This window comes from Nonomuraea sp. NPDC003201, assembly GCF_053590415.1.
In genome coordinates this window covers 37,147-49,171 of sequence record NZ_JBSFTC010000018.1, presented here as the reverse complement: position 1 = coordinate 49,171, position 12,025 = coordinate 37,147, and the positions used below count along the sequence as shown (strand labels likewise).

11 protein-coding genes are annotated in these 12,025 nt (G+C 69.2%); 5 read left to right on the top strand and 6 right to left on the bottom strand.

Annotated features, from left to right (window positions below; genetic code table 11):
* The first annotated feature begins 85 nt into the window (after positions 1-85).
* Positions 86-1,255 carry a phosphatidylinositol-specific phospholipase C1-like protein gene (locus ACWDX9_RS10390; protein ID WP_449951434.1) on the top strand — a complete coding sequence of 390 codons (1,170 nt, stop codon included), beginning with the start codon at positions 86-88 and terminating at the stop codon, positions 1,253-1,255.
* 16 nt (positions 1,256-1,271) lie between these two features.
* On the opposite strand, the gene ACWDX9_RS10385 is transcribed toward ACWDX9_RS10390, so the two are convergent.
* Positions 1,272-2,444, bottom strand: a complete 1,173-nt coding sequence (locus ACWDX9_RS10385) for a cytochrome P450 (protein WP_449951432.1) — start codon at positions 2,442-2,444, stop codon at positions 1,272-1,274.
* A gap of 99 nt (positions 2,445-2,543) precedes the next feature.
* Between ACWDX9_RS10385 and ACWDX9_RS10380 the strand changes: the two genes are divergently transcribed.
* Positions 2,544-3,128 carry a TetR/AcrR family transcriptional regulator gene (locus ACWDX9_RS10380; RefSeq protein ID WP_449951430.1) on the top strand — a complete coding sequence of 195 codons (585 nt, stop codon included), beginning with the start codon at positions 2,544-2,546 and terminating at the stop codon, positions 3,126-3,128.
* A gap of 217 nt (positions 3,129-3,345) precedes the next feature.
* Here ACWDX9_RS10380 and ACWDX9_RS10375 read toward each other — a convergent pair whose 3' ends face one another.
* From ACWDX9_RS10375 to ACWDX9_RS10360, 4 genes are all read right to left on the bottom strand, one after another.
* Positions 3,346-4,830, bottom strand: coding sequence for an AMP-binding protein (locus tag ACWDX9_RS10375; protein ID WP_449951428.1), 1,485 nt, complete (start codon positions 4,828-4,830; stop codon positions 3,346-3,348).
* 17 nt (positions 4,831-4,847) lie between these two features.
* Complete coding sequence (locus ACWDX9_RS10370; RefSeq protein ID WP_449951425.1) at positions 4,848-5,903, bottom strand: LLM class flavin-dependent oxidoreductase; 1,056 nt, start codon at positions 5,901-5,903, stop codon at positions 4,848-4,850.
* Between the two features lie 418 nt (positions 5,904-6,321).
* Positions 6,322-6,846 carry an NUDIX domain-containing protein gene (locus ACWDX9_RS10365; RefSeq protein ID WP_449951423.1) on the bottom strand — a complete coding sequence of 175 codons (525 nt, stop codon included), beginning with the start codon at positions 6,844-6,846 and terminating at the stop codon, positions 6,322-6,324.
* Between the two features lie 39 nt (positions 6,847-6,885).
* On the bottom strand, positions 6,886-7,788 hold the full coding sequence (locus ACWDX9_RS10360; protein WP_449951420.1) for a hypothetical protein: 903 nt from the start codon (positions 7,786-7,788) through the stop codon (positions 6,886-6,888).
* Between the two features lie 679 nt (positions 7,789-8,467).
* On the opposite strand from ACWDX9_RS10360, the gene ACWDX9_RS10355 reads away from it, so the two are divergent.
* Positions 8,468-8,761: a hypothetical protein gene (locus ACWDX9_RS10355; RefSeq protein ID WP_449951418.1), complete on the top strand. Its 294-nt coding sequence runs from the start codon at positions 8,468-8,470 to the stop codon at positions 8,759-8,761.
* Between the two features lie 439 nt (positions 8,762-9,200).
* A complete protein-coding gene (locus tag ACWDX9_RS10350; protein ID WP_449951417.1) occupies positions 9,201-9,518 on the top strand; it encodes a hypothetical protein in 318 nt (105 codons plus the stop codon).
* A gap of 141 nt (positions 9,519-9,659) precedes the next feature.
* Here the strand turns inward: ACWDX9_RS10350 and ACWDX9_RS10345 are convergent, their stop codons facing one another.
* A complete protein-coding gene (locus tag ACWDX9_RS10345) occupies positions 9,660-10,832 on the bottom strand; it encodes an MFS transporter (protein WP_449951414.1) in 1,173 nt (390 codons plus the stop codon).
* A gap of 73 nt (positions 10,833-10,905) precedes the next feature.
* Between ACWDX9_RS10345 and ACWDX9_RS10340 the strand changes: the two genes are divergently transcribed.
* Positions 10,906-11,928, top strand: a complete 1,023-nt coding sequence (locus ACWDX9_RS10340) for an ROK family transcriptional regulator (RefSeq protein WP_449951411.1) — start codon at positions 10,906-10,908, stop codon at positions 11,926-11,928.
* The last annotated feature ends 97 nt before the right edge of the window (positions 11,929-12,025 follow it).

Sequence of the window (12,025 nt, the reverse complement as noted above, 5' to 3'; positions counted from 1 at the left end):
CTAGCTCGTTTGGATATTTCGTGATCGACCGTTAACCCCTGACTCCGATGGTCTGTCCCGGTAAAACCCTTTTGCTAGGAGACCCATGCGCCGCCTCGCCCTCATCGGCCTCGCCGCCACCGCCCTGACCGCGCTCGCGTCCGTACCCGCCGCGGACGCCACCACAGCCGCCACCACAGCCGCCACCACGGCCGGACGCGGGAACCTGCGGATCAACCAGATCCAGACCGTGGCCACCCACAACAGCTACCACCGCGAGCTGACCGACGCCGAGAAGGACGTGCAGCGCAGGACCGACGCCAACTGGTGGAACCTGCAGTACTCGCACACCGCCCTGCCGAACCAGTTCGGCGCCCAGCACGTGCGCGGCATCGAGCTGGACGTCTTCCCCGATCCGCAGGGCGGCCTCTACGCCAACCCGCTGGTCAGGCGGGACGCCGGGCTGCCGCCGCTGAACGACCCCGCGCTCGCCAAGCCCGGCTTCAAGGTGCTGCACTGGGCCGACCACGACTACGGCACCAGCTGCTCGGCCCTGGCCACCTGCCTCCGTCAGGTGCGCGAATGGTCCGACGCGCACCCCGGGCACGTGCCGCTGACGATCCTCACCGAGTTCAAGAGCACCGACCCGGCCAAGGAGGCGATGGGCGGCGCCAAGAGCCCGGCGTGGGACACGGCGCTGATGGACGCCCTGGACGCCGAGATCCGGTCGGTGTTCCCCGACGATCGGCTCATCACGCCCGACGACGTCCGGCGGCCGGGGCTCACCCTCGAACAGTCCGTGCTCAAGCACGGCTGGCCCGAGCTGTCGTCCTCGCGGGGAAAGATCATGTTCTTCATGGACAACCAGGGCGAGAACATCCAGACGCCCTACAAGGCCGGCCGGCCGAGCCTGGAGGGGCGGGTGCTGTTCACGAACTCGCGTCCGGGCCGCCCCGACGCCGCCTTCGTCGGCTGGAACGAGCCGCAGGGCGCCAACACCGCGCAGATCCAGGACCTCGTACGGAAGGGGTACTACGTACGCACCCGGTCCGACGTGCCCTTCACCGAGGCCAGGTCGGGCGACACGAGCAGGCTGAAGGCGGCGCTGGACAGCGGCGCGCAGATGGTCAGCACCGACTTCCCCGTGATCGGCCTGTCCGCCAGGAACGGCAGCGACTACGTGGCGGAGCTGCCCGGCGGCGCCACGGCCCGCTGCAACCCGGTGAACGCTTCCTCCGGCTGCCGCGACCAGACCCTGGAGCACCTCAGCCGGTAGCCGGCCAGGTCACCTTTCAGTCACCGGTCGGCCAGGTCACCGGTAGGCATCTCACCCCGTACACCGAGGCGTCGTGCTTCAGCGGCACCTCGGTGGCGGGGACCGCCAGCCGCAGACCGGGGAAACGCTCGAACAGCGCCCGGTAGCCGATGCGCAGCTCGTTCCTGGCGAGCTGCTGCCCCAGGCACTGGTGCACGCCGTGGCCGAACGCCAGGTGCCGCCGCGCGTCCGGCCGGTCCAGCCTGAGCGCGTCCGGATCCTCGAACACCGCGCCGTCACGGTTGATCACGGGCAGGGACAGGGCGACCGTCTCCCCCTTCCTCACCAGCTCGCCCGCCACCTCCACGTCCTCGAGCGCCGCCCTGGACGGCGCCCCCTGGTGCAGGATCGACAGCCAGCGAAGCAGCTCCTCCACCGCGCCCTCCACCGCGCCTTCCACTGGGCCCTCTTTGAAGGGCAGCCCCTCCTTCAGCAGCGCGAACACGCCCAGGGCCAGCATGTTCGCGGTGGTCTCGTGGCCCGCCACGAGCAGGATCAGCGCGACGTAGGTCAGCTCCTCGTCCGTCAGCTCGCCGGTCAGGCCGCTGATCAGGTCGTCGCCCGGCTCCACCCGCTTGCGGCGTACCAGCTCGCCGAGATACGCGGTGAGGTCGGCCGTCGCCTGCGCGCCGTCCCTGCCGTGGGTGACGAGGGCGGCGCTGCGGTCCTGGAAGAAGTCGTGGTCGCTGTACGGCACGCCGAGCAGCTCGCAGATGACCAGCGACGGGATCGGCAGGGCGTAGGCCGTCACCAGATCGACCGGCGGGCCAGCCTTCGCCATGGCGTCGAGATGGTCGGCCGCGATCTGCTCGATGCGCGGCTCCAGCAGGCGCATCCTGCGCACCGTGAACTGCCCGGTGAGCAGGCGGCGGTAGCGGGTGTGCTCGGGCGGGTCGGTGGCGGCGAAGAACCCCGGCGGGGCGGGCCGGTCGGCACCGCCGGGGCGCACGACGTGCACGGCGGCGTGCTTGAGCTCCTGCCTGGCACTGAACCTAGGGTCGCCCAGCACGGTGCGGGCCGCCGCCATCGTCGTGGCCAGCCAGCCCTGATGCCCGTCGGCCATCTCCAGCCGGGCCATCGGCGGCAGGTCGCGCAGCTGCGCGGGCGGGTCGAAGGGGCACTCCTGGTTGCGTTCGATGGGAAGTCGCATAATTTTGAGAGTAGACTCTCAATTAAAAGTTGTATAGCGAATCAGCGCCTTCTCCTACGATTGGACTCGGGGCGGCCGTACATCGGAGAATGTTGTGTCATGAGCGATCGACCGGGCCTGCGCGAGCGGAAGAAGGCCAAGACCAGGGCGCTGATCCAGAAGGAGGCGCTGCGGCTCTTCCGGGAGCAGGGGTACGCCGCGACCACGGTCGAGCAGATCGCGGAGGCGGCGGAGGTGGCGCCGAGCACCGTCTTCCGCTACTTCGCCACCAAAGAGGACCTGGTGCTGGTCGACCAGTTCCCGCCCTTCATGGAGGCGCTCCGGTCGGTCCCCGCCCACCTCAAGCCCGTGCCGGCGGTAAGGGCCGCGATGCGGGTGATCCTGGCCGGGCAGACGGCGGAGGAGTTCGCCGAGAGCATGGAGCGGGAGAAGCTCATGTTCACGGTGCCCGAGCTGTGGGCGGCCAGCCTGGACAACATCAGCGGCGTGGTCAGAACCATGCACGAGCAACTGGCAGCCCGGGAGGGACGGCCGGCCGACGACCCGGAGCTGCGTAATGTCACGGGGGCGATCGTGGGGGTGCTCATGGCGGTCTGGCTTGACTTGGTAAAGGACCCGGCTCTGGATCCCTCGGTCGAACTCGACAAGGCCCTGGCCCACCTGGAAACCGGCCTCCCCCTGTAACCCCGCTTCACCCCACCCGGCTGCGCCTGCCCACACGCGTCCGCCCGGCCCGCTGCCCGTCCGCGCCGATCCTCCCCCACGCGCTTGCCCGTATGGCTACCCGCTCGCGATCGCCCTCGCCAGCCCTCCGGCTCGCACTCTCTCGGCCGGACCATCGCCCAGCCACGCCCGTCCACCCGCGTCCGTGCGGCCCTTGGCCGGTGGCGGCAGCCTGGGGTCAGGTGCCCGGGTAGTTGCCGCCGCCGTGTGCCGAGTCCAGGGCGTCATAGTCGGGCGTGAAGCCGCGCTTCGGTATCGCGTCCACGAACGCCACGTGGCTCGGCTTCTTGTACGACGCCAGTTGCGTCCTGACGTGCTCGACGAGCTCGTCCGCCGTGGCAGCGGCGTCCGGTTTGAGGGCGATTACGGCCTTGACCGCCTGGTGCCAGGTGGGGTCCGGGACGCCGATGACGGCGGCGTCGGCCACGGCCGGGTGGGATTTGAGGGCGCGTTCCACCTCGGCCGGGTAGATGTTCTCGGCGCCCGATTTGATCATCCGGAGCTTGGGGCCGATGAAGGTGATGGTGCCGTCGGGTTCGCGGCGGCCGAGGTCGCCGGTGTGGTGCCAGCCGTACGCGGACTTGGCCGTATTTAAGTCGGGTCGGGCGAAATATCCGGAAAAGAGGGTCTTGCCGCGGGCGCAGATCTCGCCCACCTCGCCGGTCGGCAACTCGGTCCCGTCCGGGGCCAGGATGCGTACCTGGACCAGCGGAGAGGGACGTCCCGCGAACCCCGAGCCCCCATCGGCCAGCCCGAGGAACGTGAGCATCCCGCCGACCTCGGTCTGCCCGTACCCGCCCATCTTGGACCGGCACCAGGGAGAGCCGTCCACCGTGATCATGCTGTCCCACTCGGCCGAATGGGAGACGAACCTCAGCGACGACAGGTCGTACTTGCCCCCGGCGTTCGCGGCCGTCACCGCGTCGATCATCGGCCCGAACAGGAACGCCTGCGTCACCCGCTCGGCGTCGATCAGGCGGCAGACCTCTTCGGGGTCGAAGGCGGGCGTGAACACGTTCGTGCCGCCGATCTGGAACGTGGCCAGGCAGAACATCATCGTGCCCACGTGGAAGAGCGGGCCGTTGTTCAGGAACGTGAAGCCGGGCTCCATCTGGCGTACGACGAGGAGTGAGGCGCTGTGAGCGACCAGGGCGGCGCTGCTGAGCAGGGCCGCGTTGGGGCGTCCGTCGAAGGCGGCGGTGTAGAGGGCGAGGACCGGTTCGCCGTCGTCCACCTGCGGGAAGTCCCTCGGCGATCCGCTCGCCACCAGCCCCTCGTACTCGTCCCCGGCCCGCACCCACGTGTTCTCGGACACGGCTGTGGTGGCGTCCGAAGGCTCCCAGACGACGACCTTGGGGGTCAGATCGGACAGTACGAACCGCAGCTCGTCCTCCGACTGCCGCCAGTTGGCCGGGCAGAGGATCGCGCCCAGCCGCGAGCAGGCCAGCAGCAGCTCCAGTACGGCGTGGGAGTTCTGGCCGAGCCACACCACCCGCTCCCCGGCCGCCACACCCCGCCCCGCCAGGGCGTCGGCCAGCCGGGTCACCCGGGTGTCGAGCTCGGGGTACGTGCGCCGTACATCCCCGTCTACCACCGCCGTGACCTGGGGACGGCTGCGGGCGTGATCGGCGAGGAGGTCTGACAGGGACAGACTGTGGATCATCTGAGCCTCCCGAGGGGTTACCGGAACGCGGGCATGACTTCGGCGGCGAAGAAGCGCATGATCCGCTTCATGTCCTCCAGCGGCATCGGGCGGGTGCTGCCGAAGTCGCACAGGAGGTTCGAGAAGCCGGAGTCGCGCAGGAGGGAGATCTGCTGGATCACCCGCTCCGGGTCCCCGATCACGTCCAGTTGCTCCCACCGGAAGTCGGTCGACAGCGTGCCGCCCTTGAGGTAGCGGTCCTGGTAGTACTCGAAGCCCTGCGCGGCCCGGCCGGTCTTCGGGTCGATGGGGGCGCTGCGCTCGTTGAAGATCCGCGAGCGGTCGAACGACGCCTCGAACCGCGCCTGGTCCTCGCGTGCCTGTTCCAGCGTCGGCGCCACGTACACGCTGCGCGCCACCACCAGGTCCGCGCCCTCGGGGTGGCCCGCCTGCGCGGCCGTCTCCCGCCAGGTCTCCGCCGCCTTGACGACCTTGCGGAACGGCGCCGCCGGGTCGGCGAGAATGGGCAGCCCGCGCTCGGCGTACATGGTCACGGTCTCGGGGGAGACGGCCGCCACGTGCAGCGGCGGGTGCGGCGACTGCAGCGGCCTCGGGACGAGGCTCACCTCGGAGCCGGTCTTGTAGAACTTCCCCTCATGCTGGTACGAATCCTGCGTCCAGAGCCCGAGGATCACCTCCAGCGCCTCGTTGAACCGGTCGCGCGCCTCCGCCAGGTCTATCCCGAACCCCTCGAACTCGAAGCTCTGATACCCCCGCCCGATCCCCAGGTCCAGCCGCCCACCGGAGAGCACGTCCACCATCGCGGCCTCCTCGGCCACGTGAACCGGGTTGTGCAGGGGCAGCACCACGATGCCCGTGCCGAGCCGGATGCGGGAGGTGCGGGCGGCGGCGTGGGCCAGCATCGTGAACAGGTTGGGGACGACGCCGTAGTCCCGGAAGTGGTGCTCGGCCAGCCGTACCCCGTCGAACCCCAGCTCCTCGGCCAGCTCGACGAGCTCCAGATGGTAGTCATAGACGTCCTTGAAGCCATGGCCGTCGAAGCGGTGGAAGAGGTGGAAGGTCGAGAACTTCATGCGGCGACCTCTCGGCAGGCGACTAAACCAAGCGCTCGCTTGGGAGCGTACCACGCTAGCCAGGAACGCCCCAGGGCCCGGGGGAAACGCATGGCCTTCCACGAAGGCGGCGCTTCGCGCCAAGGGGCTCCAGCCAGCGCCTCCCAGGAGGGGCTCCGCCCCCCTTCGACCCCCCGAAACCCCCGCTCGCTCCGCTCGCCAGCCCCCACCCCTTGCCTGGTTACCGGCTTGACCTGCTGGAGCCCACCCCAAACCCCGCTCGCCAGTCGACCGCCCGTTGCGTGGTTACCGGATGGGCTCGCTGGAGCCCTCTCCCGCACGCGAGAGGACGGTCAGCCTGCAGATCATTGCGGCAGGCACCTATGCGAGGCGACCGAAGGCGCGGAGCGGGCACGCGGCGGAACCGCGATCGTGGCGACTAAACCTCTGTAAGGGCGTAGAGGAGGGCGTTCATGCTGGTCCCGCTAACGAGGTCACGCTTGTCGATCAGACGGCGGATGTCCGTGAGTGGCACCCACTCGATGCGTTCGGCCTCCCATGCCTCGGTAGGCGGGCCGATGTACCGGGCGCTGTCGGCGCGGAAGATATGGTGCTCGGAGTCGGAGATGCCGCTGGTGGGCTGTGTGTAGAGCAACGGACGCAAGGGGCCGGGCCGCCAGCCGGTCTCTTCCTCGACCTCCCGGGCAGCGGCCGCGATCGGCTCCTCACCGTCGTCGACCTTGCCGATGGGGATCTCCCACCCCCAGGTGTCGGTGATGAAGCGGTGCCGCCAGATGAGCAGCACGCGATTCTGCTCATCCATGACGACCGCACCGGCTCCGGGCGCGGTGCGGATGAGCCGATGATCGAGATGCCTTCCATCCGGAAGCTCCACATCAGCCACCCGCACATCGAGCCATGGGTCGGTGTAGAGCTGTTCTTCGGAGTGGACCTGCCAGCGCATGCGGCTGCTCCCATGATGGACGCCTGAGTCGGCACCACGCTACAAGGGGATATCGGCCTGCTGCCTGGCGCGAGCGACGAACGCCTTGACGAGCTGAGTGTCGTAGGCGTTCAGCGCAGTTGTCACCGCCTCGATGCGTTCGACGAGGCGCTCGGATTCCATGCCGGCGGTGCAGTCGAGCATGCCCTCAGCAGCAGAGGTGGCCTGTTCGAGCTCCCCTCGCTCGGCCAGGATGAGGGCGAGCGTCGCCAGCCGGTGCGCCCGCCCCCGCAGATGGCAACTGTCCGCCAGGCGCAGTGCCTCCTCGGCGTACTCCTGGGCAGGTGTAAGGTCCCCGAGCCGCCGCAGCGCCTCGGCGTGCTGGCATTCCAGGAGTCCCGGCTGCACGTAGGCGGTCTCCGGGGGCTCCTCTCCCAACTGGATCTCGGCCGCCGTGGCCTCCGCCAGGCGCATGTGCGTATGGCAGTTTGCCCGATCGCCGATGCGGGCGTACGCCTTGGCCTGAAGAATGTGGAGGTCTGTCGCCAGGGCAGGGCTTAGATGACCGCGCGCTCCCCGTAGGGCGGTCTCGCAGTATTGGATGACACGCCGGTGCTTCGCCTGCGCCATCGCCTGGTTCGCCAGCAACGCGATCACGTAACCGCCGAACGCCAAGTTGCTGGATGCCTTGGCCATCCTGAGCGCGTGGAACAGATAGCGCTGCGACAGCGCCTGCCTGTTGGAGTCGTACGCACAAATGCCTGCGAGCGCCACGAGCCCACCTGCCGCCCTGTACAGCCGTCTGCCTGTCCTGTCGTCATGGGTGCCTTTGAGCAGCGGCGTGACACTGGCGTTGAGGAAGGCCACGAGACGCGGCCGTACGGGAACGCCTCCCACCCTGCGATACATCTGCTCGTAGCGGATACGCGCGTCCTGGAGCACCTGGACGTCGTTTGTTGACACCGAGTGTCGGCCTTGGCGTGAGACATCGATCTCGTGGGGCGGGTTCTCCCACTCGAAGATCGGGGCATGGCGGCAGGGCCATCATCATCGACGCGCCCACCGGGGAGACCTTGCTCCTGAGATCTGCTCGCCACAGGGCAACCGCCTGATCAACGGCCTTAGGCAGCTCCGTCCCGAAATCGTCACCTGTCGTTCTGGCCATCCCGATGTCCTCCAACCGGAGCACACGCTCGACCTTGGGTCCGATGATCTCGTAGATGATCTCCGGGACATCTCCTCTCGGAGTGGCATTGTCCCTGATCCATCGAGCTACCGCAGGGTGGTCGTATCGTGTCGGGCGGCGCGCTGTCGCGGTGGCCTTGTTGATCCGTGCGGCCAGTCCCGCGTGCGAGATGCCTGCTTCCGCGAGCAGCGAATCCAACAGGATGTTCGGATCACTCACGTTTGAACCTCCGACGAGCGACTCCCGTATGCGGAGTGTAATGGGATTGTCACATAACGAACAGGGATGTCGCTGCAGGTCTGGGTCACAGCTACATCGCATTCACACGGGGTGTGAACCAACTTCCACCGCTGGCCTCGATCACGCGCTTACGGGGGTGCCACCAGGCCCAGTGCACTGGCTCCATGACATGGAACCAACCCGAGATCACCGCTCCCGCTCCATGCTGCTCGCGACATGGGAAGCGCTCTGGAAGCCCTCGGCGTCCCCGCCGACGTCCACGACGGCTACGGGCTGGCCTTGGTATCCGTCTGGGTAGGACTGGTGGTCTGGTGCGACGGTGACCGCTACTGGTGGCGTACGGGCTGGGACGCCCACCGCAAGCGAGTGATCTACGCCTACCATTCGGTACTCGAACCTGAGCGAGCCGCCCGCCGCGTCGCCTTCCGCTACGTCGACCTCCGCAGAAGCCAACCGCTGCACCAGCCCAGCAGCGCAGCGACGACGGGCACTGTAGGGGCAGCCAGATGACCTCGGTAGCTCCACAGGTAGGAAGTCGCGTGACGATCGTGGACCTCCTGCACAGTAACGGGAGGACACGCGCCTACCGTGACTTCCTCCTTGGACGTAGCGGCGTAGTGATCGACATCCTCACTTATGGAGCCGCCACGCTCGTCAAACTCGACGGCAGCCATCAAGATCTGCCCGCTGGTGTTCGCCGCTGGTCTGTGCATCGGGATGACCTCGCCGCCGAGGCCGTGACCAGCACGGAAGGGCCCTCAGCGCCCAGTTGCCGAGCGGGGGTCACTGGAACCGGCTCTGAAGCGGTCCTGCACGCCGTAGTCCTTGGCACATCGACGAGCCTGTGCGCAGAGCCGATCGGACCACTACCAATCTGCAGTTGGTCCCTACCGTTCATTCCGGCCTCGCCCCGCGCCTGCACCCGATGCGCCGCTCTGGTAGTACACCCTTGAACACCGCATATGGCCTGGTCACGAGACCCTATGAGGCTTTCCCGCTGACAGTTCTCGCCGTCGCCGCAGGTGTGGCGATGATCAGAAGTCTGGCAACCGGTCCTCATCTCGTTGTTGGCTGCATCCCGAGCCACCGCGATATCGGCCTCGAAATCTGCGTCAAGCAGGCCCGCGCGTCTGGCGAGGAGCGCCTTGACCATACGTCCGGGCGTCGTGGTGGCAGGAGTGATCACCGCGATCTCCCACCATCGAGTGACCACGATGCCCTCCCCTTACTCGCCCTGGTCCAGAACCGGGAGGTCACCTTCATGTGATCACGTAGGACGTTGCGCGGTCCAGCAAAGCCGAATGATCAAAGCCGAGGCGCGATGCCGGGAGTTCAGGTGGCGCGGAAGTCCGCGATGATCTCGTCGAGCTGGCGCAGGGGGAGAGGTGCGAGCAGCGGGTCGTCGGGGTCAGGCGTCGGCACGTACGGCACCTTCTGAGGGAGAGGTGCGGGAGGGGCGCAGGACCGGGGCGAGCAGCGTCAGCAGCACGACCACGAAGGTGATCAGCGCGAACGCGGCGGGGTAGCTGAGCGCGCCCGCGACCCAGCCCGTCACGGCCGGGGCGATCAGGCCCGACAGGTACGTGATCGTCGCGACGCCCGCCACGCCCTCGCCCGGGGTCGTGCCCGCGTTGCCCGCCGCCGCGATCACGAGCGGCACGATCACCGCGATCCCCAGTCCGACCAGGGCGAACCCGGCGATGCCGAGCGCGGGCGTGCGGGCCGCGACCACCAGGACGCCGCCGACCGCCGCCACGGCACCGCCGGCCCTGACCGTCGCCGCCGGACCGAGCCGGCGGATGACGTGGTCGCCCAGCAGTCGCGCGCTCGCCATGCAGAGCATGAAGACGGTGTATCCGGCGGCGGCCAACCCGGGCCCGGCATCGGTGACGGCGGTGAGGTAGACGGCGGACCAGTTCGAGCTGGCGCCCTCCGCGAACGTCGCGCAGAACCCGACCAGCCCGATCACCAGGATCCCTCGCGTGGGGAGCGCGAAGCGCCGCGGCGCAGGCGCGTCGCGTACGGAACCCGTCATCCCGCTGTCGGGGAGGAGGCCGCGCCCGGCCGCCGCTCCGAGGCCGAGTAACGCGAGCGACATGACCCCGAGGTGGATCCGGGCGTCGATGCCCGCGTGCGCGGCCAGGGCGCCGAGTCCGCCGGCGGCCAGGCTGCCGACGGACCACATGCCGTGCAGCCCCGACATGATCGAGCGGCCCAGATGCCGTTCGAGGAGGACGGCGTGCGCGTTCATCGCGACGTCGCACATGCCCGCCGACGCCCCGAACAGCAGGAACGCCCCGAACAGCCACACGGGCGACGGCGAGAGCGCGGGGAGGGCCAGGCCCGCGCACCACAGCGCGAGGAGGACACGTGTGGCGGCGCGGTTGCCGAAGCGGTAGGCGAGGCGGCCGGCCATCGGCATGCCCACGAAGGCGCCGATCGACGGGCACAGCAGTGCGAGGCCGAGGGCGCCTGGGCTGAGGTGCAGGTGCTCCTGGATCCAGGGGATGCGCGTGGACAGGCTGCCGGCTACGGCGCCGTGCGCGACGAAGACGGCCGCGATGGCACGGTGATGGCTCATGACCCGAAAATTATCAGGCAGGGTTCCTGATGAAAAGAGGTTTTAGGCAGGGTCCCTGATTATTATGAGGACCGTGAAGACCGCCACCCCCGCCCTGGCCCGAGCGATCAACGACCGGCTGGCCCTCGACCTGCTGCTGGAGCACGGTCCGCTGACCGCGCCGCAGCTCCGCACGCTGACCGGGTTGTCCAGGCCCACCGTGTCCGACCTGATCGAACGGCTCATGGCAGGCGGCCTCATCGAGGTCACGGGCGAGAGCGGCGAGGACCGGCGGGGCCCGAACGCGCGCCTCTACGGGCTGGTGGCGGACCGGGCTCATGTGGCCGGGGTGGACGTACGGCGCGACGCCGTCAACGTCACGGTCGCCGACATCACCGGGCGAGTGGTCAGCGAGGCCAGCACGACGATCGGCGCGAGAGCCGACCTGGCAGCCCTCATCGCGAAGGTGGTCGGGGGCGCGGTGGGGCGGCGCGCGCTGGACACGGTCGTGGTCGGCGCGCCGGGGCTGGTCGATCCGCGCGACGGGGAGCTGGTGTCGCCCAACGACGTGCCGGGGTGGCGGCCCGGCATGATGGGGTCCGTACGCGAGCGCCTGGGCGTGCCCGTGATCCTTGAGAACGAGGTCAACCTGGCCGCCATCGCCGAGCTCCGCACCGGAGCCGCCGCCGGGCGCGAGGACTTCGTGCTCCTCTGGCTGGACGACGGAGTGGGAGCGGCGGTCGTTCTCGAGGGCCGGCTGCGCCGGGGGGCGTCGGGCGGCGCGGGGGAGATCGGGTTCCTGGAGGTCGGGGGCGTGGCGTTCTGCGAGCTGTTGAACGCCGAGATCATACGGAGGTTCGACCGGGACGAGCTCGCCCGGCGGATCGCTCAGGGTGCCTTCGCCTACGCCACCCTCCTCGACCCGGGGCTCGTCGTCCTCGGCGGGACGACGGGGCATGAGGGCGGGGACGGGCTGGCCGAGCTGGTGGCCGACCACCTGCGCGCCCTGGCCCCGGCGCCGACCGAGGTCCGCGCCAGCACGGTCACGGGCAACGCGGTGCTCCAGGGTGCCGTGCTGACCGCCCTCGATCTGGCCCGCGACCGCGTCTTCGGCTGACGCCACCCACTGCCACGTCGCACCTGACCGGCTGACGCCACCCACTGCCACGTCGCGCCTGACCGGCTGACGCCTCTGCTATGTCCCACCTGATGGC